Source organism: Flavobacterium segetis (genome assembly GCF_900129575.1).
In the GTDB taxonomy this organism is placed as follows: domain Bacteria; phylum Bacteroidota; class Bacteroidia; order Flavobacteriales; family Flavobacteriaceae; genus Flavobacterium; species Flavobacterium segetis.
Map to the genome: position 1 here is coordinate 130367 of NZ_FQWE01000003.1, position 25180 is coordinate 155546.

Annotated in this window: 20 protein-coding genes; 6 read left to right on the forward strand and 14 right to left on the reverse strand. The window is 32.7% G+C overall.

All coding sequences use genetic code 11. The features are described 5' to 3' along the window. Positions 1 to 13 precede the first annotated feature (13 nt). Positions 14 to 577 carry a hypothetical protein gene (locus BUA99_RS04935; protein WP_072989059.1) on the forward strand — a complete coding sequence of 188 codons (564 nt, stop codon included), beginning with the start codon at positions 14 to 16 and terminating at the stop codon, positions 575 to 577. A gap of 81 nt (positions 578 to 658) precedes the next feature. Here BUA99_RS04935 and BUA99_RS04940 read toward each other — a convergent pair whose 3' ends face one another. The 3 genes from BUA99_RS04940 to BUA99_RS04950 all read right to left on the reverse strand — a co-directional run bounded on the left by BUA99_RS04940 (position 659) and on the right by BUA99_RS04950 (position 4170). After that, complete coding sequence (locus BUA99_RS04940; RefSeq protein ID WP_072989720.1) at positions 659 to 1405, reverse strand: succinate dehydrogenase/fumarate reductase iron-sulfur subunit; 747 nt, start codon at positions 1403 to 1405, stop codon at positions 659 to 661. Between the two features lie 85 nt (positions 1406 to 1490). After that, a complete protein-coding gene (locus BUA99_RS04945; RefSeq protein ID WP_072989062.1) occupies positions 1491 to 3491 on the reverse strand; it encodes a fumarate reductase/succinate dehydrogenase flavoprotein subunit in 2001 nt (666 codons plus the stop codon). Positions 3492 to 3504: 13 nt separating this feature from the next. Beyond that, complete coding sequence (locus BUA99_RS04950; protein WP_072989063.1) at positions 3505 to 4170, reverse strand: succinate dehydrogenase cytochrome b subunit; 666 nt, start codon at positions 4168 to 4170, stop codon at positions 3505 to 3507. Positions 4171 to 4832: 662 nt separating this feature from the next. On the opposite strand from BUA99_RS04950, the gene BUA99_RS04955 reads away from it, so the two are divergent. Together BUA99_RS04955 and BUA99_RS04960 are read left to right on the forward strand one after the other, a co-directional pair. Further along, positions 4833 to 6125 carry an aminopeptidase P family protein gene (locus BUA99_RS04955; protein ID WP_072989066.1) on the forward strand — a complete coding sequence of 431 codons (1293 nt, stop codon included), beginning with the start codon at positions 4833 to 4835 and terminating at the stop codon, positions 6123 to 6125. Positions 6126 to 6549: 424 nt separating this feature from the next. Then, on the forward strand, positions 6550 to 7350 hold the full coding sequence (locus BUA99_RS04960; RefSeq protein ID WP_072989069.1) for a TIGR00266 family protein: 801 nt from the start codon (positions 6550 to 6552) through the stop codon (positions 7348 to 7350). Between the two features lie 93 nt (positions 7351 to 7443). On the opposite strand, the gene BUA99_RS04965 is transcribed toward BUA99_RS04960, so the two are convergent. Next, entirely contained in the window at positions 7444 to 7635 is a 192-nt protein-coding gene (locus BUA99_RS04965; RefSeq protein WP_072989072.1) for a hypothetical protein, read from the reverse strand. Positions 7636 to 7873: 238 nt separating this feature from the next. Here BUA99_RS04965 and BUA99_RS04970 point away from each other — a divergent pair, with 238 nt between their 5' ends. Then, positions 7874 to 8656, forward strand: a complete 783-nt coding sequence (locus BUA99_RS04970; protein ID WP_072989075.1) for an alpha/beta fold hydrolase — start codon at positions 7874 to 7876, stop codon at positions 8654 to 8656. Here BUA99_RS04970 and BUA99_RS04975 read toward each other — a convergent pair. The 5 genes from BUA99_RS04975 to BUA99_RS05000 form a co-directional block, all read right to left on the reverse strand. Beyond that, complete coding sequence (locus BUA99_RS04975; RefSeq protein WP_072989077.1) at positions 8653 to 9324, reverse strand: ATP-binding cassette domain-containing protein; 672 nt, start codon at positions 9322 to 9324, stop codon at positions 8653 to 8655. The genes BUA99_RS04970 and BUA99_RS04975 overlap by 4 nt on opposite strands. 302 nt (positions 9325 to 9626) lie before the next feature. Beyond that, a complete protein-coding gene (locus BUA99_RS04985; protein WP_072989083.1) occupies positions 9627 to 12389 on the reverse strand; it encodes a PD-(D/E)XK nuclease family protein in 2763 nt (920 codons plus the stop codon). Between the two features lie 63 nt (positions 12390 to 12452). Continuing rightward, positions 12453 to 13886, reverse strand: a complete 1434-nt coding sequence (locus tag BUA99_RS04990; protein WP_072989085.1) for an OmpA family protein — start codon at positions 13884 to 13886, stop codon at positions 12453 to 12455. Between the two features lie 112 nt (positions 13887 to 13998). Beyond that, complete coding sequence (kbl, locus tag BUA99_RS04995) at positions 13999 to 15192, reverse strand: glycine C-acetyltransferase (protein ID WP_072989088.1); 1194 nt, start codon at positions 15190 to 15192, stop codon at positions 13999 to 14001. A 42-nt stretch (positions 15193 to 15234) separates the two neighbouring features. After that, the gene (locus tag BUA99_RS05000) at positions 15235 to 18471 is read right to left on the reverse strand and encodes a UvrD-helicase domain-containing protein (protein WP_072989090.1); all 3237 of its coding nucleotides are present in this window, start codon (positions 18469 to 18471) and stop codon (positions 15235 to 15237) included. Between the two features lie 246 nt (positions 18472 to 18717). Here BUA99_RS05000 and rbfA point away from each other — a divergent pair, with 246 nt between their 5' ends. Together rbfA and BUA99_RS05010 are read left to right on the forward strand one after the other, a co-directional pair. After that, entirely contained in the window at positions 18718 to 19110 is a 393-nt protein-coding gene (gene rbfA / locus BUA99_RS05005; protein WP_072989091.1) for a 30S ribosome-binding factor RbfA, read from the forward strand. Positions 19111 to 19113: 3 nt separating this feature from the next. Then, a complete protein-coding gene (locus BUA99_RS05010; RefSeq protein WP_072989093.1) occupies positions 19114 to 20313 on the forward strand; it encodes an ABC transporter permease in 1200 nt (399 codons plus the stop codon). 618 nt (positions 20314 to 20931) lie between these two features. On the opposite strand, the gene dusB is transcribed toward BUA99_RS05010, so the two are convergent. The 5 genes from dusB to BUA99_RS05035 form a co-directional block, all read right to left on the reverse strand. Next, positions 20932 to 21924, reverse strand: coding sequence for a tRNA dihydrouridine synthase DusB (gene dusB / locus BUA99_RS05015; protein WP_072989095.1), 993 nt, complete (start codon positions 21922 to 21924; stop codon positions 20932 to 20934). A 41-nt stretch (positions 21925 to 21965) separates the two neighbouring features. Further along, a complete protein-coding gene (locus tag BUA99_RS05020; RefSeq protein WP_072989097.1) occupies positions 21966 to 22163 on the reverse strand; it encodes a DUF4130 domain-containing protein in 198 nt (65 codons plus the stop codon). 107 nt (positions 22164 to 22270) lie between these two features. After that, the gene (locus tag BUA99_RS05025) at positions 22271 to 22909 is read right to left on the reverse strand and encodes a pyridoxamine 5'-phosphate oxidase family protein (protein ID WP_072989098.1); all 639 of its coding nucleotides are present in this window, start codon (positions 22907 to 22909) and stop codon (positions 22271 to 22273) included. Positions 22910 to 23014: 105 nt separating this feature from the next. Further along, complete coding sequence (locus BUA99_RS05030; protein WP_072989100.1) at positions 23015 to 23779, reverse strand: TIGR03915 family putative DNA repair protein; 765 nt, start codon at positions 23777 to 23779, stop codon at positions 23015 to 23017. Beyond that, positions 23757 to 25037 (reverse strand): putative DNA modification/repair radical SAM protein, encoded by a 1281-nt coding sequence (locus BUA99_RS05035; RefSeq protein WP_072989101.1) that lies wholly within the window; start codon positions 25035 to 25037, stop codon positions 23757 to 23759. The genes BUA99_RS05030 and BUA99_RS05035 overlap by 23 nt, the downstream gene beginning before the upstream one ends. Positions 25038 to 25180 lie beyond the last annotated feature (143 nt).

Sequence of the window (25180 nt, forward strand, 5' to 3'; positions counted from 1 at the left end):
TAGCAAAAAAAATATGAGAGATACCATTGTACTAACCATGATGCTATTATCCATTTTTACTTTTGGCCAAAGCAAATCTGGCGCAAAACAATTTTGGGAAAACCTGCAAAAACAATGTGGAAAATCATTTGAAGGAGTGGTAACGGAGGGAGCTGAAAATGATACTTTTCGAAGTAAGACATTAATAATGCACATTCGTAATTGTAGTGAAAACACAATTCGAATTCCTTTTTTTGTAGGAGAGGATAAATCAAGAACTTGGGTGCTAAATTATAGAAATGACCACATTCAACTAAAACATGATCACCGGCATGAAGATGGTTCAGAGGACAAAGTAACTCAATATGGTGGAACGGCACCAAATTCTGGATCTGCAACACTTCAATTATTTCCCGCAGACCAAAAAACATGTGATTTGATTCCAGCTGCTGCTGCCAATGTATGGTGGATTACTCTGGAAGAAACGTCATTTACTTATAATTTAAGACGCATTGGTTCTGATAGACTTTTTACAGTAAAATTCGATTTAACTAAAACAGTTTCTACACCCGCAGCTCCATGGGGCTGGCAGGACTAAGATATTTAATGTAAAAACGCATTCAAATTAATGAATGCGTTTTTTTATTATCGTTAATTCCCTAAGGAATTGAGCACCTTTTTATCCTTTCAAACTTGCACCTAAATACTCTCTATTCATACGAGCAATATTCTCCAGTGAAATACCTTTAGGACATTCTACTTCACAAGCACCAGTATTAGTGCAGTTACCAAAACCTTCAGCATCCATTTGAGCTACCATGTTTAAAACACGTTCAGTAGCTTCAATTTTACCTTGTGGTAATAATGCATATTGAGATACTTTTGCAGATACAAATAACATTGCTGATGAATTTTTACAACTAGCCACACAAGCACCGCAACCAATACAAGTTGCAGCATCAAATGCTCGATCTGCGTCGTGCTTTTTCACTGGAATAGCGTTAGCATCAGTAGGTTTTCCTGAAGTATTTACAGAAATGAATCCTCCAGCTTGTTGAATTCTATCAAATGCACTTCTATCAACCACTAAATCCTTTATTACTGGAAAAGCTTTTGCTCTAAAAGGTTCGATGAAAATAGTATCACCATCCTTAAACATTCTCATGTGCAATTGACAAGTTGGAACTCCACGATCTGGACCATGAGCTTCACCGTTAATATAAAGTGAACAAGATCCACAAATTCCTTCGCGACAATCGTGATCGAATGACACTGGCAAGTCGCCTTTATTTATTAAACCTTCATTTAGAACGTCTAACATTTCAAGAAAAGACATATCCTCTTCAATTCCATCTAGTGGATATTCAACGATTTTACCTTCTGCTTTAGCGTTTTTTTGACGCCATATTTTTAATGTAAGTTTCATATTTTTTATTAGTTTGAAAGCCATAAAGTCGAACGTCAAGAGCCTTAAACTTTAAGACTTTGGAATTTTAACTTTGGACTAATTTCTATTTATAACTTCTTTGAACCAATTTTACGTTATCAAATACTAATGGCTCTTTGTGTAATATTGCATCGCTAGGTTTTCCCTTATATTCCCATGCCGCTACATATGCAAAATTTTCATCATCACGTTGTGCTTCTCCTTCTGGAGTTTGGTACTCTTCACGGAAGTGACCTCCACATGACTCATTTCGATGTAAAGCATCTTTAGCGAATAGTTCACCTAATTCAAGGAAATCAGCAACACGTCCTGCCTTGTCTAATTCTTGATTTAAGCTAAAGGCATCACCAGGCACTTTAACATCATTGTAAAACTCTTCTCTCAACGCTGCAATTTCATTAATAGCTTCATTTAATCCTTGCGCGTTACGAGCCATTCCTACTTTGTTCCACATGATTTTTCCTAATTTCTTATGGAAATAATCTACAGAATGTGTTCCTTTATTATTCATAAATCGCTCAATACGAGCTTTTACATTATTTTCAGCTTCAACAAATTCAGGTAAATCAGTTGAAATCTCACCCGTTTTAATATCAGGTGCTAAATAATTACCTATTGTGTAAGGCAATACAAAATAACCATCTGCTAAACCTTGCATTAATGCAGAAGCTCCTAATCTATTTGCACCATGATCAGAAAAATTAGATTCCCCTATTGAAAAACAACCTGGAATGGTAGTTTGTAAATCATAATCAACCCATGTTCCACCCATTGTATAATGCACCGCTGGGTAAATCATCATTGGAGTTAAATACGGATTTTCATCAACAATTTTCTCATACATTTGGAACAAATTCCCGTATTTATTCGCAACTGTTGCAGCTCCTAATTTTATTATTAATTTAGCATCACTTGCGTCTAATCCCTTTATATAAGCTTGCTCTTTTCCATAACGTTCTATTGCAGCAGCAAAGTCTAAATAAACAGCTTCACCCGTTTTGTTTACACCAAAACCTGCATCACATCTTTCTTTTGCAGCACGAGAAGCAATATCACGAGGCACTAAATTTCCAAAAGCTGGATAGCGTCTTTCTAAATAATAATCTCTATCTGCTTCAGGAATGTCTGTTGGTTTTAATTTTCCTTCACGAATACTTTTTGCATCTTCTAATTTTGCAGGAACCCAAATACGCCCATCATTACGCAAAGATTCTGACATCAAAGTTAATTTAGACTGATGATCTCCTGAAACCGGAATACATGTTGGGTGAATTTGAGTGTAACATGGATTAGCAAAAAACGCTCCTTTTTTATGGATTTTCCATGCAGCAGTTGCATTACTTCCCATAGCGTAAGTAGATAGAAAAAATACATTTCCATATCCACCTGAAGCTATAACAACAGCGTGAGCTGAATGTCTTTCTATCTCTCCAGTTACTAAGTTACGAGCAATAATTCCTCTTGCTTTACCATCTACCAGCACTAAATCTTGCATTTCGTGACGCGTAAATGATTTTATTTTACCACGACCTATCTGACGGTTCATTGCTGAATACGCACCTAATAAGAGTTGTTGCCCTGTTTGTCCTTTAGCATAAAATGTTCGAGCTACTAGAGTTCCTCCAAAAGATCTGTTATCTAATAGTCCCCCGTATTCACGAGCTAATGGAACACCTTGCATTACACATTGGTCGATTATATTTACAGAAACTTCGGCTAATCTGTGCACATTCGCTTCTCTGGAACGGTAATCGCCACCTTTTACAGTGTCATAAAACAAACGGAAAGTTGAATCTCCATCGCCTTGGTAGTTTTTTGCTGCATTAATTCCCCCTTGTGCAGCAATAGAGTGCGCACGACGAGGTGAATCTTGAAAGCAAAATGATTTTACGTTATATCCTAATTCAGCTAAAGTTGCAGCAGCAGAACTACCTGCAAGCCCTGTTCCAACAACGATAATATCAATATTACGTTTATTAGCAGGATTTACTAAATTAATGTGATCTTTATAATTTGTCCATTTGTCCGCTATTGGACCATTTGGTATTTTTGAATCTAATGCCATTTATAATTTAATATTAATGATTAAAATGATGAAATAATGCGATGAAAATGAAACCAAAAGGAATTACAATTGCAAAAGCATATCCCAGTTTATGTAATGATCTTGAATATTTGTTGTTGAAACCCACAGATTGAAAAGACGAGTTGAAACCGTGCCATAAGTGAAGTGATAATAAGATAAAAGAAGCACAGTAAATAGCAGTACGTACAGAACTTTCAAACTTATGCGTCAACTCAGCGAAATATCTAGTTTCATCAAGCGGATTAACTTCTACATATTTATAAACCATCTCTGGAATCCAGAAATCATAAAAATGTAACAGCATAAACGCTAAAACAACTGAACCACTTACAATCATGTTTCTTGAAGCCCAAGATGAATTTGCCGCCCCATTATTCTTAACATAACTGATTGGTCTTGCTTTATTATTTTGATACTCTAAAACAATACCCATAGAAAAGTGAAAAATAACACCAATGATAAGAATAGGCTGAATAACAAATTGAACCAACGGATTGTTACCCATAAAATGAGAAATACTGTTGAAAGTGTCAGGACTAAAAACCGAGGTGCTGTTTATAAAAAAATGTTGTGCTAAAAATAAAATTAAGAAAAGTCCGGAAAGCGCCATTGCAACTTTCTTTGCAATCGATGACTTTAATAATGCAGATTTTGCCATAAGAATTTGTATGTTATAATTTAAAAATCATACAAAAATAGACCAATTACGAATGAACTACAACCTTTTCGTTATAATTTATAATGATTTTAAAGTGTTAAAGCTTACAATTGAACAATTTACTACCAATCAACACTTAAGAGACTATAAACCCGTACTCTAATTAGACAAACGCAAATTTTTTCTAAATAATATAGCTATTTAAAAAATTAGTAATCATTAAAAATTGTAGTGAAAAATAGTATATCAATAAATTTTATGACAATTAAATTTTAAACCCTCAGATATTTTGAAAACGTATTTTTTTCTTACTTTACGAAATTGTACCTGAATTCCTAACTTTTGCTTTTATGACAAGACACTAATGATAAAAAAAAATATTATCTATGGTACTTTTGATTTTGTAAAAACGCATTTAACGATCCAAACTTTGGTGAAAGTCTAGAAACTTAGAAAATTATAATATGGAGTGAAATTATTATAAATCAATTTTCTACTAATCCGATACGATAAAGTTTTTCGCTGATAAATAGCATCACTTTTTTATAATCTCATATTGAAATATGCACAATTATGATTTATATTAAAATTTATTAAATTCATGAGTTTAAACGATTTTATCTTAGTAATTTTGAGTAATTAAAAGAACAAAATTCAAATTTATGAAATACCATCAAATAGATCGAAACTTATTTATTAAAAATAGAGCGAAGTTTATGGCTCAAATGAAGCCAAAAAGTGTTGCTGTTTTTAACTCTAATGATATTTATCCCGTTTCTGCTGATAGCACTTTACCTTTTGCACAGCATCGCGATATTTTTTACTTAAGCGGCGTGGATCAAGAGGAAAGTATTTTACTCCTCTTTCCAGATGCGCCTTACGAGCATCAGAGAGAAATCTTATTTTTAAAAGAAACTAATGATCATATTGCAGTATGGGAGGGCGAAAAATTAACTAAGGATCGAGCATTTGAAGTTGCAGGAATCAAAACCGTTTATTGGTTAGATCAATTCGAAAAAATATTATTCGAATTGATGACGCACTCTGAAATAATTTACATCAATACTAATGAGCACTACCGTGCAACAATAGAAACGGAAACTCGCGAAGCCCGTTTTGTAAAATGGTGGAAAGATAAATATCCTGCTCACGCAGTAGCAAAGAGTAATCCGATTTTACAGCGCCTACGCTCTGTTAAGGAAACGGAGGAATTAGATTTGATCCAAAAAGCTTGTAATATAACGGAATTAGGTTTTAGAAGACTACTAAATTTTGTAAAACCAAACGTGACTGAGTACGAAATTGAAGCAGAGCTGGTTCATGAATTTATCCGAAATCGTTCAAGAGGTTTTGCTTACACTCCTATTATTGCTTCAGGAAATAATGCCAATGTGCTTCATTATATTGAAAACAATCAACAATGTAAAACCGGTGATTTAATATTGCTTGATGTTGCCGCTGAGTATGCTAATTATTCGAGTGATATGAGTCGCACGATTCCAGTTTCGGGAAAATATACAAACCGACAAAAAGAAGTATACAATGCAGTTCTAAGAGTGAAAAATGAAGCTACTAAAATGCTTTCACCAGGCACATTATGGAAGCAATATCACGTTGAAGTTGGTAAAATAATGACTTCAGAGCTACTAGGTTTGGGTCTTTTAGACAACGCTGATGTACAAAACGAAAGTCCTGATTGGCCTGCGTATAAAAAATACTTCATGCATGGAACGTCTCATCATATGGGACTTGATACCCACGATTACGGTATACTTACGGAACCAATGCAGGCAAATATGGTGTTTACCGTAGAGCCAGGAATTTATATTCCTGCCGAAGGTTTCGGAATTCGATTAGAAGATGACATTATCATTCAAGAAAGTGGAGAACCATTTAATATGATGCGAAATATTCCAATTGAAATTGAGGAAATAGAAGACTTAATGAATTCTTAATAACTAAAAATTACAAAGTATCAATCGATTTACAGCAATGTGAATCGATTTTTTTTGGATGTAACTCAGCTTACGTGAACTCAAGCTGAGTCGGGCTTTGCACTACTATCCCTTGCACTTAATAAAGAGCAAATATCAAATTCCAAAACTCCAGTTCTAAAATCAATCTTAAAATTGTAACTTTATATTTTTAATAAATACCTATTTAAAAAACATATTATTTTTTAATTTTTTATAAATCGAAATCCTGCTAGTAATAATGTGCATTTAAAGATTTGCTCATTTAATAAATCACAAAGGAATTATTTACGATAATTTATTTTCAGATTAAAACAATACGCTTAACGACTTGTTACCTTTGTGGCAAATGAAGTGCAAATCATATTAGTTAAAAAATGAGACAGGAACTAAAAAAACATAAATTATGCAAGCGCACGAGATAGAATATCACATATTTGGCGAGGAAATGCAGTATGTAGAAATAGAATTAGACCCACAAGAAATTGTAATTGCCGAAGCAGGTAGTTTTATGATGATGGATAATAATATCAAGATGGAAACTATTTTTGGCGATGGATCCGCACAACAAAACGGATTATTTGACAAACTATTAAGCGCTGGTAAAAGAGTACTGACAGGAGAAAGTTTGTTTATGACCGCGTTTATTAATCAGCAAAGCAATAAAAGCAAAGTTTCATTTGCTGCTCCATATCCTGGAAAAATCATCCCAATTGACCTTACGCAATTTGGCGGAAAATTTATTTGTCAAAAAGATTCTTTTCTTTGTGCTGCAAAGGGAGTTTCCATAGGAATTGAATTTTCTAAAAAATTAGGTCGTGGATTATTTGGTGGTGAAGGTTTTATAATGCAAAAATTAGAAGGAGACGGAATGGCATTTGTGCATACTGGCGGTACACTAGCCAAAAAAGAATTAGCAGTAGGTGAAGTTTTAAAAGTTGACACTGGCTGCATCGTTGGATTTACAAAAGATGTCGATTATGACATTGAATTTATTGGCGGAATAAAGAATTCAATTTTTGGTGGCGAAGGATTATTTTACGCAACGCTTCGCGGACCAGGGACTGTTTATATACAATCATTACCTTTCAGTAGATTGGCTGATAGAATAATTGCTTCTGCACCAAGAGCTGGCGGAAATAATCGAGATGAAGGCAGCTTACTAGGCGGTTTAGGAAGTATGCTTAATGGCGATCGACGTTTTTAATTCTGATAAATGGCTTTTACAAATGGCTTTCAGCAATAAGAGCCATTTGTATTGATCGCAATTTGCGCACTCTATTAGAAAAGTAAAAATTTATTACTCGTCTTTTGTAGTACGGACTAAACTAATTCCTGACATAAAGAATACTATTCCTAGAATTCCATATATAAGTAACGATTTAATCTCTTTAGTTTCGCCAGATGTGCTAGCAAATATAACGGCTGTGTAAATAAGACCTACAATACCAAGAACCGTGAGCAGTCCTCCAAAAAATCTTTTCAGATTCATAATTTTTGTTTTAAAGTTTAAAGCAAAATTATAATCTTGTTAAAACTATTTGTTACACAATTACATCTAAAAGTTATATGGTTACAGATCATTGTGTTTGTGAATAAAAACACAAAATTTTTTATACTAAAGCGAAATATACTCATCGATGCACAAACAAGTTTGATGGAGATCTTTTTACCCGATTAGGGTTTAAAAAAAATTAAACCTTAATTTTACAAAAATTTAATATCTCAATTTGAAGCAAATCCAATTTAAAAACACGCAAATCTCTTTTTCAGATATTGGAAAAGGAACCGTAATTGTTTTACTTCATGGTTTTTTAGAAAACAAAGAAATGTGGAATTTCTACATCTGTGAATTTGCTAAAAAAAATCGTGTAATCACTATTGATTTACTGGGTCATGGACAATCAGAATGTTTGGGTTACGTACATACTATGGAAGATCATGCTGATGCTGTTTATGCTGTACTTTCAGAATTAAGGATTCGTAGAGCGGTTTTTGTTGGACACTCCATGGGCGGTTATGTTTGTTTGGCTTTCGCCGAATTATATCCAAAATACATGAAAGGATTAGTTTTACTAAACTCAACAGCAAGAGCTGATAGTGAGGAGCGAAAATTAAATAGAGATCGAGCAGTGAAAGCGGTGAAGCAATCATTCAAGAATTTCATTTCACTTTCTGTATCAAATCTTTTTAGTGAAAATAATCGAGAACGCCTTGCACCGCATATTGAAGAAGTAAATAAAGAAGCCCTTAAAACCCCATTGCAAGGAATAATAGCTTCGCTTGAGGGAATGAAAATTAGAATGGATCGACAAAAGATACTGCGCCTTACAACGTATCCTAAATTAATGATACTAGGTGAAAAAGATACTGTGCTGCCATATGAGGAAACTAAGCAACAGTTAAAAGACATTAAAGTAACCTTAATTTCATTTCCTGATGGTCACATGAGTCATATTGAAAATCAATCGGAATTGTTGACTAATTTATTGTCGTTTTTTAAAAGGATTTAAAGCATCCCTTCTCGCAAATATCCTCGTTCAACTAATTCATTTTTAGTTTTTAGATGAAATAACTTCCCTTCTTTAATCAGCGTTAACTTAGTAGATACTTTTATCACATTTTCATAGTTATGATCCGTGATTATAATTCCTTTTTCATCTCCTTTGCTTAGAATTAACTGATTAACTTTTTTTATCATAACTGGCGATAAACCATTGTAAGGCTCATCTAATAGTACAAATTTAGAGTTGGTATTAAGTACTAATTTGATTTCTAAGTATCGAAGCTCTCCTCCGGAAAGATGCTTTATTTTTTTATCTAAAATCGACTGAATCATTTCATCATTATGAAACCTCGAGATCATATTCTTAGAAATCGAGAGTCCAATTGTCTTTTCGACAGTAAATGAACTTGGAATAAAATTGTCCTGAGGCAAATAGCTAATTTGGTCTAGCAACTCACTTGTTTTGGTCTTAACAACACTATTGATCCGAACAAATTTAAAATCAGCAGCTTCAATTCCGAAGATAATCTTGAGCAAAGTAGATTTACCTGAGCCATTTCTTCCTAAAATCCCTATAATATCATTTGTTTCACATTTAAGATAAACATCAGAAATTATAATCCTTCCATCGTATTGCATTTGGACGCTATCAACTTCTAAAACATCTTTAGTCATCTCAATATCAAAATTAAATTAATGACTAGAATTAGAACCATAGCAAAAATAAAATTCATTATAAAAGTGTAGACAAATAAATGTAATTTGGATATTCCGTTGTTATAGTAAAACAAATATTCCTTTTTAGAATTTACTTCTTTAAGCAACAAACTAAAAAATAAACCGAATATGATCAAAACATATTTAAAAGTCTCAAATCCAATAAAGATCCAGGCTATTAAACTCAATGATAAATTTATCGCCAAGGTCGATTTATAAAACTCAAATATATTTAATAATTTTCTGATGTATTAGTAAGATTAAATTTTTTCTTTAAAAGGAATGTTTTCATCTAAAATTTCAGCTAGTAATAATACGATTTGCTCAAGGTAATTATTACAAATAGATGGACTAATTAAAGATTCTATTTCCTTTCCCTCTTTGTAAACAAATGGTAAAAATCCTGATTTCAGATTTTTGAAAGACACAATTCCGGCTTCTATTGGTTTTCCATTTGACTCGTCACCAAACATATAGGCATATGCTAAAACTTGAATTACTTTATCGTTTTTAATATCCTCCGTTAATCCTTTCCACGATTTTAATGTCACGCTTGACTTTTCAACTTTACCCGTTTTGTAGTCGATAATTCTTATCGTTCCATTGCGCTCTTCAATTCTGTCGACATTTCCTTTAATTAAAACCGGAAAAGGCAGATTAGAATGATTTAAAGTTCGATGATACGTTTGTTCTAAAGCAATAATTTTTATAGTATCACCCGCTTTAATACTTTCTAATTCTACCTTAAGAAAATTAGATACATTGCGTTTTGCAACTTCAAACGCCAGCAAATTTCTTCCTTTTTTAATCTCTCCTTCTTTATAAATAAGTTTAAATTGCTTGAGAACTTCATGATCAATTTGTTTAAAACAATTTAAAATATCACTTTCTAAAATGAATTTTCCAATGAAAGGCTCGTACAAAACTTTTAAAGTTTCATGAATAATTGTACCTAATGTATTTAGTGCGATATTTTCTTCCACTTCCTCTACTTCACTGATTCGCAATATTTTCTGAAAATAAAATTGAATAGGATTTCGAATATAACTTGTAAGCGCAGATGGCGAAAACCCCTTCTCGGCGATCTCTCGTAGGCGAGTCATAACTAGTTCTGATTTAGGAATTACCATTGGCTCATAAGCCAGATCAGGCAAAACCGCATTATAAATCTCATGCGTGAGATTATGATTTACCTGCTTTTCGACCTCTAATTGCGTTATAAACCGGCTTTTTTCTCCTGCATCTAATCCCTCACTTTCTGTGTTATATAATAAGTAAATATTCTTGGCTCGTTGCAATAAATGATAAAAGTGATAAGTATAAATTGCGTCTTTCTCTTTAAAAGTTGGCAAGCCCAATTCACGTTTCACATCATAAGGAATAAAGGAATTTTGCGATTTACCTGCTGGAAATTTACCCTCATTCATAGAAGTGACAATAACAGTATCAAAATCAAGAACTCTGCTTTCTAAAACGCCCATGATCTGCAATCCATTCAATGGTTCTCCCTCAAATGAAACTTCGGCAAGATCAATAACTTGCTTATAGATTGCATAAAGAGTTTCTATTTTATCTATATGCTGATGCTGCGAGTAATAATTAATCAACTTATTGATTACTTTAAAAATTGCAAATACAAAAGCCTTCGTAATCTTCTCCTCTTCATTATCATTATTCAAATTATTTTTAATTGTAAGTAATAATGTGGAAATACTATCTAAAACTGCAATAGATCCATTTTCCCACTTACTAAATAATAACAGAAATAATTCAGATGGAGCAGTACTAAGTTCCATCAATTTTTGATGAGTGATGAAAGTGTAATTGTTATTATTAATAACATTAACCAATGAACTAGTTTGAGCATAAGGATCAACTAGAGGATGCGTTAGAATATCAAGTACGTCTTTATAATAAAAAACATAACTACTATTTTTTCTCGATAATGCATTGGTGTGCATTTTAAACAATTTGGCAATCAAGATTTGAGCTGGATTGTTTTTGCTAGAGTATCCCATTGTAATATTCAAAGCACCAACACTAGCTGGCAAAGAGTAAAGAAGCGGCACTAAGAGATTCTCTTCGCCAAGAACAACAGCAACTTTATCTAATTTATTAGTTGGATTTTGAATGATAATATTTTCAATAATAGTACCTGCAATTTTAGCTTGGCCAATCGTCTTTGGTGTTCCAATAACTTTAATATTTTTTGCGTTAGCAAAATCATTAACTATCCATTCAAAAGGATTTGATTTATAATATTTCCAATTTTCCTTAAAGCGTCTTACAAATAAGCCAGCATCATGGTACGGGTCATTTAAGAATGCTTGATCTACATCCCAATACACTTTAGCTTGACTCGAGGAGATTAATTGTTGAATGATTTTTTCTTCAGCTGTATTTAAAGCATTGAAACCAGCAAATAAAAATTGCTTATTTTGAACTTTTTCTGAATAAACATTTACGTTATTTACCGCTTCACGATAAATAAGACCTTGGTAACCCAAGCCTTTATTTAACAAATGACTGTATAAATTTTGATAATAATTTGGTAGCATTTTCCAAAAATCGATATACTTTTCTAATAATGGAGTTTTATTTTCGACTTCAATTCCCCATTTTTTAATATCTTCAATATCTTTCAAATAAGAAAGTACGTGCGATGGATCTAATAAATAACGGTCAATTTCATTGAAATCTTGTAGTAAAGTTTTGGCCCAATTAGCAAAAAGTTCAAATGATTGTTGATTTGATTTCTCAGTGATAGATAAATACACTTCATAAAATTCAAATAATAATTCTATAGGATCAATAGCTCGAATACCTGCTATTTCTTGAATAAAATCTTCGATACTTATAATTTCAGGAGAAAGTATATTATTTTCTACTTGCTTCTTTAATGCTTCAATTAAAAAGATCTTCGCTCGTTTATTTGGTAAAACAACAGTAATATTTGAAAGATTATCAAAATAATTTTCAATTAGAACAGTCGCTATTTTATCAAGAAAAGTATAATTTATCATTTTATAAAAATAAAAAAAACGCCCCGATAAATCGAGGCGTTTTCAAATATATTTTGTGAGAAATTATTCTTTTATTAAAGTAATCTCAACTCTTCTGTTTTCAGCTTTTCCTTTTGCGTTCTTGTTAGATGCAATTGGCTTAGTTTCACCAAAACCAGTAGATCTTAATCTGTCAGTAGCAATACCCTTTTCAATTAAATAATTTTTAACTGCAGCAGCTCTGTTCTCAGATAAAGTTTGGTTTAATTCATTACTTCCGTCGCTATCAGTATGACCTTCAACTTGGAATCTTGAATTTGGATATTCTTTTAAGATTGTAGTAATAGATTCTAATACTGTGTAAGTACCTTGTTGGAAAGTAGATTTACCAGAATCAAATAAAATTACTTTTCCATAACTATTTAAAGTTTTTATTACTTCTTCAGTAACTTCAGGACAACCTTTATTACTAGCAGGACCGGCTACTGTAGGACAAGCGTCATCTTTGTCTAAGACACCATCTCCGTCAGTATCTGGCCAAGGACAACCTGCATTTTCTTTAGGACCTGCAACAGTAGGACATTTGTCATCTTTATCAGCAATACCATCTCCGTCAGTATCAGGACAACCTTTTAAAGCAACTAAACCAGCAACATCTGGACATGCGTCATCTTTATCAGCAACACCATCTCCGTCAGTATCAGGACAACCTTTTAAAGCAGCTAATCCAAATTCGGTAGGACATTCGTCTTCGCTATCTTGAATACCATCTCCGTCAGTATCAGGACATCCGTTAAATTGCTTTAAACCTGCAACATCTGGACAAGCATCATCTTTATCATAAATTCCATCACCGTCAGTATCTTTACCTCCAAATTTGAATACGATACCAGCTGAATGTTGAAAATGTGATGGAGAATCTGGAGTTCCAGAAGCATCTTCTCTATCACCGAATGATTTTTTGTAACGGCTAGTAAGTTCTAAACCTACATTTTCAGTAAACCAAAATGTAAGACCAGCACCCGGGTTTAATGTTCCGTAGCTACTATCTCCAAAGAAAGTATAACCTCCACCTACAGAAAGAGAAGGATCAATAACTTTAGAATTGATAGCAGTCATAAAACTATATTTTATAGTTGCATCAATACCATAATACATCAAGTCTCCAGGATTAGATACTACATAACCACGTGAGTCACGAGCAGGATTCGCTGGATTAAATTTTACATATTTATCAATCTTATTAACCGATCCAGATAAACCAAAAGAGAAATTATCTCCTACAGATCTAAAAACGCTTAAATAAGATACAGATGGTAGTACATTCCAGTTGTCTTTTACTGCAAATGGCTGAGAAAAATGGCGATCTGCCCAATTGTTTCCTCCACCAGCACTAGTTCTGGTATCCACGGCATTAACTCCAAAAGAGATCGCCCATGGATTATTACTGTCTTGTGCATGAGAACTTAGTCCCATCACCATCATCACAGCAACAAAAATTTTGTTAAGATGTTTCATACTTACTTTTTTTAATTACGATTTAGTTAATTACTGGCAAAAATAGGACGTAAATTTTAAACTACAAAATGAAATGTTAATTAAAATACATTTAGAGCTTAAAAAGTGGGAATTATATAACATTTAGAGCTCTCCCAACAGTAGTGAAAGCATTGATAGCCTTGTCCAAATGCACTTGAGTATGGGCTGCCGATAATTGTACTCTTATTCTTGCTTTATCCTTTGGGACTACAGGGAAAAAGAAACCTATTACATAAATTCCTTGTTTTAGTAGTTCATTTGCCATATTTTGAGATAATTTAGCATCGTATAACATAACCGGTACAATTGCAGAATCTCCGTCAATGATATCAAAACCAGCTTTTTTCATACCTTCTTTGAAATAATTAGTATTCCATTCTAATTGATCGCGTAAGACGGTATCTCGCTCTAATATTTCAAAAACTTTAATGGAAGCTCCTACAATTGCTGGTGCTAATGAGTTTGAAAATAGATAGGGTCGCGATCTTTGACGTAAAAGTTCTATAATTTCTTTTTTTGCTGTTGTATAACCGCCCATAGCACCACCCAAAGCTTTACCTAATGTTCCAGTTATAATATCAACTCGTCCCATTACACCTTTTGCTTCAAGCGTTCCTTTACCCGTTGCACCAATAAATCCAGTTGCATGACATTCATCTACCATTACAAGTGCATCATATTTATCGGCTAGATCGCAAATTTTATCTAATGGCGCAACTAAACCGTCCATTGAAAAAACACCATCTGTAACAATTAGCTTGAAGCGAGTCCCAGCCTCTGTCGCTTTTATTAATTGTTGTTCTAAATCTTCCATGTTGCTATTTTCATAACGGTATCGTGCCGCCTTACACAAACGAACGCCGTCAATAATAGAAGCATGATTTAAACTATCTGAAATTATGCAATCCTCAGCTCCTAATAAAGGTTCAAAAACTCCGCCATTAGCATCAAAAGCTGCAGCGTATAAAATGGTATCCTCAGTCCCGTAAAAATCAGCTATCTTTTTTTCTAAAGTTTTATGAATATCCTGAGTCCCACAGATGAACCGTACTGATGACATTCCGAATCCGTGCGAATCCAAAGTGTCTTTTGCTGCCTTAACGACTTCAGGATGTGATGAAAGTCCAAGATAATTATTAGAACAAAAATTTAAAACTGTTTCGCCCGTGGAAATGGTAATTTCAGCTCCTTGCGGTGAAGTGATGATTCGTTCCGATTTAAAAATTCCGTTATCTACAATAGTTTGAAGTTCTGATTGTAAGTGTTGTTGTATTTTACCGTACATATTATTTTATTTGTTCATTATTGCGAATAAATCATTCTCAGGCTACAAATTTACTACATCGATTTCTTTTCCGATATAAATAAGTGCTTTTTTTAACACTTTGTAACCCATGAGTTCAATTGCACTTTGATAATTTTCTAATTGTTGCTGGTATTTTACTTGATGCGTTCCTGTTTTATAATCTAGTAATAATACCTCATTGTTCTTTTTTAAAACCATTCGGTCAGGTTTTATCGTTTTACCTTCTTTTTGAATGATGGTTTGCTCGTTTAGCACTTCATTTCCCTCTTCAAAAAAGCTCTCTAATTCACTATGAGTAATAATTAAGTTTACCGTTTTTTCTACTGTTTCTCTTTGACTAAATCTTATTAGGCCGCTTTCAATTGCTTTAGCAAGTGCAAGTTCTACATCCTTCTTTGTTTTTACGAATGACAATATTTCATGTATGATATTTCCATATTCTATCGCGTCTTGTTGCAAAGTTCCCCACATCAAAGCCTCCTTTTGAGCAATTTTAATATTTTTAGGATTTAAGATCGACTGTACTAATGGAATTGTTTTAGAAGTATCTACGTGTTTTTTTCCACTAGATAATTTACTACTATTCCCAAAACTATAATTCAATTTGTCTTTTTGAAAAACAGTTTTATTTATCAAATAATTGATAAAAAAAGTACACATATTATTATCGGGAATTTCTTCTTTCCGTGATAAATTCATATTTGATATCACGTATAATTGTTCCTCGGCCCTTGTTAAAGCAACATAAAGCACATTAATATTATCTAATAATTCCTCTTGCTTTTTTTGATTATAAACTGCTGTAGCAGCTTCACCAAAACCCTCTACTGCACTACTATTATCAATTAAGACTTTGGGCAAACCAAAATCTTCAACTTCAGCGTTAAGCCACAATTTATCTTTAGGTTTCCTGCTATAATCTTCTTCTGCAAAAGGAAAAATTACTACTGGAAATTCTAAACCCTTTGATTTGTGGATAGTCATAATCCGCACTGCATTATTCCCCTCTGGCGATGGGATGCTGAATTTCTCCCCATTCTTATCCCAAAAACTTAAAAAATCAGAAATTCCAGCTTGATTGCGAATGTCTCGTTCCAGAACAATGTCCAGGAAATATTGAACATAAGCATTCCCAGCGGCGGAAGGAGAAGCTACTATAATATCTTGAAAGCGGTCCTCACCCGTATCACTATTCTCTTCAAATTTTTGAAGGGCTAGAAACTTACTAACTATAACCTCAACAGCTTCATAAAGCGATTTTTTACGAATATTTTGAAATGATAAATTAACATTGATTGCCAATAGCCAGTTTTCAAAATCAATTTCTTGTTTTAATGCCATTCCCTGCGCTATAAAATCGTGAACTGCCAAGTGATTTTGACTGTTTTGAGCCAAATATTGTAAAAAAAAAGCTTTAGCCTCTAGGTCAGAATTATTTTTTAAATATTTTAATAAATTTATTATAAATCGCACTTCAGTAGCATTTTGAATCATCAGCGTTTCTGATGACAAAAGCGGAATTTTTTGTTCAGTTAAATAATTAGCGATTGCGATGCCTTGACTTCTTTTTCTAGTTAAAATTACGATATCTTTATATTCAAAACCTAATGCAACAACTTCATGAATAGTGTTTAATGTAGCTAAAACAAATAGGTCTGTTTTGTCCAAACCTTCCTCCTCATTAATAGTTTCTGCACTATCGTCCCCTTTTTCTACTTGTGGAATAAAAGAAATATTCACGTAGCCACCAGTTTTATTGTTAACTTTTTGCCGACTGTGATTGGCATATAAATCTTTATAATCTAGATTTTCAAATTCATTCGATACCATTTGAAAAAAATCATTATTAAATTCAATGATCTGCGAATAGGAACGATAGTTTTTATCTAAATGTTCCAATACTTTTTCTTTATTGCTAAACGGATTTTGACCTTTACTTAAATCAATAAACTGTTCTGCCTTGCCACCACGCCATCTATAAATAGATTGTTTTGGATCGCCTACGATCATCAAAGTTCCTTTTTCACCATCTATTTCGCTAGAAGTCGCGTTATCTATTAGTGGAATCAAATTTTGCCACTGCATTTCAGAAGTATCCTGAAATTCATCTATAAAAAAATGGCGGTAACGCTCTCCTAATCGTTCATAAATAAAAGGCGCAGGTTGATTTTGAATTTCTATATAAATTAAAGCATTAAATTCAGAAATAGAAAGAATATTTTGCTCCGTTTGAATTTTTGCGAGTTCATTACTTACCGTATTTAACAGGGAAAGTGGAGTAATGTTTTTTAAAAATGCTTTGTAAAAATCTCTTTTTTCAAAAGTTTTATAAATTGTTGCTAACACTTGCAGGAATTCTGGAATTAAATTTTCAATAATTCCACGGTCTTTAGCCGTTTTATTAATTTTTATATCATCAAATTCATGATACGTTTTATTTTTAGGGTTAAATTTTCCTCCTTGAATACTGATTAAATGTTTAGGAAAATAAGATCCTGAAAATGATTTGCTATCAATTCCATTTTTATCAATTAATGAAAGAGCTTTTTCAGCGAGAGCAATACTTTCTTTATCTAATAATTTGCAAGATTCCGTTAATTTTACTTTTATTTCAACAAACTCAGCTATGGATTTATCTCGGAAATGCGTGATTTCATTCCGATTGTTTTCATTGAGTACTAAACGACCAGTTTCTAAAATTTCCCTTGAAATATCCCAAGATTTATCATCATCGGTTTTTTCCATCGTAAAATCGACGAGTAATTTTGTCAAAGTCTCGTCCTCGCCAGCTTGCGCAATAATGGCATCAACGGCTTCTACTAATAAATTTTCAGTATCTAATGTGACTTCAAAAGTCATAGGTAAACCTAAATCATGCGCGAATGCACGAATTACCTTATGTGTAAATTTGTCAATAGTGGAAATATCAAAAGCGGCATAATTATGAATAATATGCTTAATGATTTGTTGTGATTTTATTTTTATTTGAATAATTGAAAGCTCAGTATCGTGAGCTAAATCCATCATCAAATCTTGTGCTTTTGGACTGGGTTCGTCTTTTGCAAATTCAGATAAGCTGCCTACAATACGACTTTTCATTTCGTGAACCGCTTTGTTAGTAAACGTAATGGCAAGAATATTTCGGTAGGCGTCATTTTTTTTAGCAACTAGAATAATTTTAAGGTATTCCTTGACTAAAGCATACGTTTTCCCCGAACCGGCTGAGGCGTCATATATGGCGAAAGAGGGTCTTTGCATTAGGGTTTTTGGTTTTTAATTAAAGATTTTAGATTTCCGACTTAAATTTTTAACGTCTTAACTGTTTGGATGTCATAGCCCTGATGGAAACGGCATCCTTTTGTGGCGGTCCCGAAACTTCGGGACGTCACAAAAGATATAGTGTACAGCAGGAAACAGCTCCGAAAAAAAATAACTATTACTGAGTTGGTTTTAAAAATTGATTCTAAACTACGGGATAAGCCTTAAAAGTACTATTTTTGCAGCATGGAAACAAATAGACAGAAAAAAATAGGTGGGGTTATCCAAAAAGATTTGGTTGACATTCTGCAAGGTGAAGTGAGAAAAAATGGAGTTAGTAATTTAGTGATTTCGGTATCCAAGGTTGTTGTAACTACAGATTTATCAGTAGCTACGGTGCATTTAAGTGTTTTCCCCCAAGAAAAAGCAATAGAAATTTTAGAGGCAGTCAAGTCGAATTCAAAAAATATTAAACATGATCTCTCACAACGCGTTCGTTTACAATTGCGTAAAGTTCCCAATTTAGTCTTCTTTATTGATGACTCTCTAGATTATATTGAAAAAATTGACAACGCGCTTGCTAATAGAGACAATCCTATTGAAAATAGAGAATTGCTAGACAAACGTAGATTCCAATAAAGTTTGAATTTCCCTCTTTATATAGCCAAAAGATATATTCGTAGCAATAGTAAAAACAACGCTATCAATATTATTAATAGAATTGCAAGTCTAGGAATAATAGTGGGTGCGCTGGCTTTATTTGTGGTTTTATCTGTTTTTAGCGGCTTAAAGGTTTTTAGTCTTTCTTTTAGCACTGATATTGATCCTGACTTAAAAATAACAACTATTCTGGGTAAATCATTCTTTGTATCTCCTGAACAAGAAAACCAGATTAAAAAAATTGAAGGACTAGATTCTTATACTAAAATAATTGAGGAACGTGTTTTATTTACTTTTAATGGCAAACAAGAAGTAACTTATCTTAAAGGTGTCGACGCTAATTTTAGAAAAGTCAATACCATTGAAAAAAAACTTTTCAACGGACAATGGCTCAAGGCAGATACGTATCAAGTTGTGGTAGGTTACGGACTTTCACAGAAATTCTCAATGGGATTATTAGATTTTAATAATCAACTAGAAGTTTTAGTTCCTAAACCAGGAAAAGGAGCTATTGATAATCCGGATCAAGCTTTTAATAAAACTGATATTATTCCGGTAGGCATTTATAGTATCAGTGAGGATCTAGATTCAAAATTTGTTTTTGCTGATTTAGGTTTGGCGCAGGAATTACTAGAATACAAAACCAACCAAATTTCAGGCATTGAGATCAGACTAAAAACGGGAGCCGATGAAACTTCAATCATCAATAGACTTCAAACAATTTTCAAAAATAAAATAACAGTAAAAAATAGAGCGCAACTTAACGAATCGCTTTACAAAATGCTGAATACTGAAAATATTGTAGTTTATTTAATATTTACTCTAGTGATTGTTGTTGCTTTATTTAACTTAATAGGCGCGCTAATAATGATGATTTTAGATAAAAAAGGGAATCTTAAAACATTATTAAATCTAGGAACAGAAATTAAAGATTTGAGGAAAATTTTTCTTTTGCAAGGAACTTTACTTAGCGTTTTTGGCGGACTTATTGGTCTCACGATTGGTGTTCTAATAGTATTACTGCAAGAATATTTTCAGTTAATAATGATTACTCCCACACTTCCTTATCCTGTAATTTTCTCGATTGAAAATGTGTTAATTGTAATGGGAACCATTGTAGGATTAGGTTTTATCGCTTCATTAATTGCGAGTAGTAGAGTAAGTAAAAAGTTATTAGAGTAGGATTTTGATTTCTAATTGAGGAATAAGATTTTTGACTTTAAAAATACTTCTAGGGTAATTACAAATTTTTCATGATTTTATTTGGAATTTCTTCTTTTGAATTCCAAAATGCTAAAATAAAAACCTCAGTATTCTCTAAAATATAATATAAACAATAAAGAAATTTATTTAATCAAAACATTCTGATTATAGAATAACGGCATTGAAAACTTTCAGGATTTTTAGAAATAATTTTAAATCCCACCGTATTTCTTTTTCTATACTTTTAGCTAGGGAAATAGTGATCAAAGCATAACTCTTAATTACACTTTCAATTTCAAGAGCGGCAGTTGTTTTTATTGTGAGTTTCCTATAAATCCTATTTAGACTTTAAGGAGTCTAAAAATTCAAAAGCATCGCCTCCAGAATTTGGATTTTCAGTATGTTTAGCTAATCTTGTATCTCATTCTTTTTTTTTCATCAGATTAACAACATTTATTTCACGAATTAAAAATTCTTTACTTTCTACATAATAGAGGCGTTATTTATACTTTAAAGCAAGTGTATTAAAAATATTTTTTTAATTGAACACTCATAATGCATTATGTCTAAAACAAATATTGCGAAAAAAGCTAAAATCTAAACCACCTCATAACCCATATACGCTTCCTCAATTTCATTCAATGCAGCGAATAATTCTTCAGGTTTATCTAAGGTTACTAATTTTTGTTTATGAGGCTTGAAAGAATGAATTCCTTTAAAGTAATTAGTGTAATGCGGACGAGTTTCAACAATTCCTAAACGCTCTCCCTTCCATTCCATTGCCCAAGTCAAGTGATTCCGAACCGCTTCTACTCTATCGATAACGGTTGGTTTTGCTAAATACTCGCCTGTTTTCATGAAATGTTTGATTTCATTGAAAATCCAAGGATAACCTATTGCAGCGCGACCAATCATGATTCCGTCAACACCATATTTATTTTTATATTCTAATGCTTTTTCTGGGGAATCAATATCTCCATTACCAAAAATAGGCATGGTAATTCTAGGATTGTTTTTAACACGTGCAATGTGAGACCAATCCGAATGGCCTTTATACATTTGCGCGCGAGTTCTAGCATGAATGCTTAACGCAGCAACCCCAATATCTTGTAACCTTTCGGCAACCTCATCAATATTTATAGAACTATCATCCCAGCCCAAACGTGTTTTTACAGTTACTGGTAAATGTGTACTATCGATAACTGCTTTAGTTAAACGAATCATCAAATCCACATCTTTCAAAACTCCTGCTCCTGCTCCTTTACAAACTACTTTTTTTACTGGACAACCAAAATTGATATCAATTATATCAGGATTTACGGCTGAAACAATTTTAGATGACATTGCCATAGCTTCCTCATCTCCACCAAAAATTTGGATTCCAACCGGACGTTCGTAGTCAAAAATATCTAATTTCATTCGGCTTTTTATGGCATCACGAATTAAACCTTCCGAAGAAATGAATTCCGAGTACATCATATCAGCACCGTGCATTTTACACAATCTGCGATAAGGCGGATCGCTCACATCTTCCATAGGTGCGAGGAGTAAAGGGAAATCAGGTAATTCTATGTTGCCAATTTTGACCATCTGCTTAATTTTTGTGCAAAATTACAACTTTCAACTCAAGACTAAAAAATTTTCTTTTCCATCAAATATTTCCAATAGCGTTTTGGGACGTGTTGTAAGTGTAATTTGATTTTTTTTCGTTCCTTTATATTGGTGTGATCAAAATATTCCCACCACAATTTCTGGTATTGGATTTCAGAATCCAAGAAAACGGAACTGCTTTTGCCATCAATTAATTTTAGGTCTAAATCTACAGACACTATTTCAATATTTTTGAAACAGAAAAAGGATCGACTTTTTACAAAGCTAATTTCAAACAGTATAAATTATAGATTTTAAGTTTACGCGACAATAAATCTTAAAGTTATTAAGGAACAACCCAAAAGCAATCTGTTAAAGCTCCGTTTTCATAATAAAAATTAGCTTTGCGATTTCCATAGTAATCTAAATAAAGAAATTCAAGATCATAAACTTCGCAAGCTATTACTGCAAAATTATTTTCATATAAATTACTTTCGGCTTCTGTGGGTTTAACTTCAGAAAATCGTTCTTCATAACCTAGAGTAGTTGTAATTGATTTGGTGTTTGGTGGTAAAATAGTCATATAACCTAATCTCGCTTGATCACTAGTAGCTTGCCATTTTTCGTTGGATAATTCAGTATTGACGTGTAAAGTAGCATGTGCTTTCACTACTATTTGGGTTTTTTGCCGCGCATCATAAAATAACAACGAAATACGATTGTCATTTTGTAGATCATAAAATTTCCGTGAACGATTGTCCGTGTGAAAGAAAATTAGTTTTTTTATCTCATCCACTTTTCTATTCACAACTATTCGCAATGACGAATCTTTATTTTCATTAGTAGTACCAACACACATTGTACGAAAGCCATTTTTTTTCTTAATCGAACCGTTGACTAATTTTTTCCATGCCAATGCTTCTAGGCTTTGCAAGTCATATTTAACAGCATTAATTGTAATAGAATCGCTAGATTGAAAATTCATAATAGGAAGCTTCGTTATAATAAAAAATAATTTTTAATGATCCAAAAGTATACAAAAATTACAGACCATCAATTCCAAAAATCCTTTATCTAACATAACTTTAAATTAAAATATTTTCTTTTCGGTTAAATATTTCCAATAACGTTTTGGCACATGTTGTACGTGTAATTTTGTATTTTTTCGTTCCTTAATATTAGTGTGATCAAAATATTCCCACCATAATTTTTGGTAATTTATTTCTGAATCTGAATAAATTTCACTGTCGCTTTTTAGTAATTTTTTATCTAAATCTATTTCAACTATTTCAACGTCGTTTAAGTCATAATACACGCCATATTTTCTTCGTAAATCATAAATTAACCATTTTTGATCTTGGTATCTATTTTTAAAATGTGGAACAATTAAAGTTAAAACATCAAAATCAGGATCAATTTTAGCAAAGTATATTCCATCTTTTAATAATTCGAATCTAATAAAAGCTTCCATTCGATGCTTCTCTCTACCTACACTTTTTGTTAATTGTGAAACCTGCAAAACAGCATCATTAGAAAAATCCTTCATGATGTTCTTACTTTTATTGGCCACAGCATAGTGAATCACTTTATATAAAAGATCTTCAACACCCACTTTCTCCGATAAAAAAGCATAAATTAATGTCCGAACACCATCATTCTGTAACTGATCAGTCAGTTTTTTTATCACCCGGTCAGACTTTGTAATATCTGTTACAATTTCTATGGGAGTAGCAAACATATTGTGCTGTAAATCATCTTTTTTAATAATTTGTGGCTCTTGATATTTGAATTCGAAAATTTCAAAAACAGTAGTTAGAAAACCTTCTAAAGTACTATCGTAAGAAAGAATTGTCATTGAGTAATGATAATTGGTTGCTAAAAGGATTTTCGAATTTAGACTTCGTGTCAGACAAGATTATTTCTTTTAAATTCAAAGCATTTAAAAATTTAAGATGTGAATTCTCATTACTTACTGAAATAAAATATCGAGCGCGATTAACAGCAATGCCAATTTTCTTGAGATGCTCTAAATTAAGGTTTTGAAAACGTCTCGCTTGAATGATTTTATGTGCAGATTTTACTCCAATACCAGGAACGCGTAAAATCATTTCTAAAGATGCATTTTGAATTATTACAGGGAACTGAGTAATATTACGCAACGCCCAACTCATTTTTGGATCGACTTCCAAGTCTAAAAAAGGGTTATTTTTGTCTAAAATTTCATTGGCTTTGAAGCCATAAAATCGCATTAACCAATCAGCTTGATACAATCTATTTTCTCGCACTAGTGGAACCTGAGCACCTATTGCTGGCAACCTTATATCATTAGAAACGGGCACATAACCTGAATAATACACCCGTTTAAGATCGAAATTTTTATAAAAGTGATCAGCAACTTGAATAATCTGAAAATCATTCTCCTGCGTAGCACCTACAATCACTTGAGTGCTCTGACCAGCAGGCGCAAATTTTGGCGTGTTCTTAAACTTTTTCTTTTCTTCCTGATATTGAATTAATTGGTTTTTAACAAAGCCCATCGGTTTTATCATGTCTTGATGATTTTTATCAGGGGCCAAGAGTTTCAATCCAGATTCAGTAGGGATTTCAAGATTCATGCTCAATCTATCTGCATACAAGCCAGCTTCTCGCATTAAATCATCGGAGGCACCAGGAATACTTTTAAGATGAATATATCCATTAAAATTATGTTCAAGACGTAATTTTTTAGCCACACGTACGAGTCGCTCCATCGTGTAGTCAGCATTTTTGAAAATACCAGAACTTAAAAATAATCCTTCAATATAATTTCGCCTATAAAAGTTAATGGTTAAGTCAACCACTTCTTCAACTGTAAAAGCGGCACGTTGAATGTCATTGCTTTTGCGAGTGACGCAGTAAGCACAGTCATAGATGCAAAAATTTGTAAGCAATATTTTTAAGAGTGAAACGCACCTACCATCTTCAGTATAGCTATGACAAATTCCCGTTGCTGAAGAATCACCTAAACCTTTAGCAGTATTTTTACGATTGCCACCGCTTGAAGAGCAGGAAACATCATACTTTGCGGCATCAGCAAGAATTTCAAGTTTTTCTTTTACTTTATCGTAATTCAAAAGAAAATTTTTAAGGATTTTGTATTACAAAATTAACAATTATATCAGCCGTAACTGTTTAAAAATTAGTTAATTTATAAGTGATAAGATGTTAAAATTTAATCCCAAATAAATAGCTAATTTTGTTTCAAACTTTACCTTAT

Bases quoted from the DNA above. Each gene is read 5' to 3' on its own strand.
- BUA99_RS04935 (WP_072989059.1), top strand. From the start codon at position 14: ATGAGAGATACCATTGTACTAACCATGATGCTATTATCCATTTTTACT.
- BUA99_RS04940 (WP_072989720.1), bottom strand. From the start codon at position 1,405: ATGAAACTTACATTAAAAATATGGCGTCAAAAAAACGCTAAAGCAGAA.
- BUA99_RS04945 (WP_072989062.1), bottom strand. From the start codon at position 3,491: ATGGCATTAGATTCAAAAATACCAAATGGTCCAATAGCGGACAAATGG.
- BUA99_RS04950 (WP_072989063.1), bottom strand. From the start codon at position 4,170: ATGGCAAAATCTGCATTATTAAAGTCATCGATTGCAAAGAAAGTTGCA.
- BUA99_RS04955 (WP_072989066.1), top strand. From the start codon at position 4,833: ATGAAATACCATCAAATAGATCGAAACTTATTTATTAAAAATAGAGCG.
- BUA99_RS04960 (WP_072989069.1), top strand. From the start codon at position 6,550: ATGCAAGCGCACGAGATAGAATATCACATATTTGGCGAGGAAATGCAG.
- BUA99_RS04965 (WP_072989072.1), bottom strand. From the start codon at position 7,635: ATGAATCTGAAAAGATTTTTTGGAGGACTGCTCACGGTTCTTGGTATT.
- BUA99_RS04975 (WP_072989077.1), bottom strand. From the start codon at position 9,324: ATGACTAAAGATGTTTTAGAAGTTGATAGCGTCCAAATGCAATACGAT.
- BUA99_RS04985 (WP_072989083.1), bottom strand. From the start codon at position 12,389: ATGATAAATTATACTTTTCTTGATAAAATAGCGACTGTTCTAATTGAA.
- BUA99_RS04990 (WP_072989085.1), bottom strand. From the start codon at position 13,886: ATGAAACATCTTAACAAAATTTTTGTTGCTGTGATGATGGTGATGGGA.
- kbl (WP_072989088.1), bottom strand. From the start codon at position 15,192: ATGTACGGTAAAATACAACAACACTTACAATCAGAACTTCAAACTATT.
- BUA99_RS05000 (WP_072989090.1), bottom strand. From the start codon at position 18,471: ATGCAAAGACCCTCTTTCGCCATATATGACGCCTCAGCCGGTTCGGGG.
- rbfA (WP_072989091.1), top strand. From the start codon at position 18,718: ATGGAAACAAATAGACAGAAAAAAATAGGTGGGGTTATCCAAAAAGAT.
- dusB (WP_072989095.1), bottom strand. From the start codon at position 21,924: ATGGTCAAAATTGGCAACATAGAATTACCTGATTTCCCTTTACTCCTC.
- BUA99_RS05025 (WP_072989098.1), bottom strand. From the start codon at position 22,909: ATGAATTTTCAATCTAGCGATTCTATTACAATTAATGCTGTTAAATAT.
- BUA99_RS05030 (WP_072989100.1), bottom strand. From the start codon at position 23,779: ATGACAATTCTTTCTTACGATAGTACTTTAGAAGGTTTTCTAACTACT.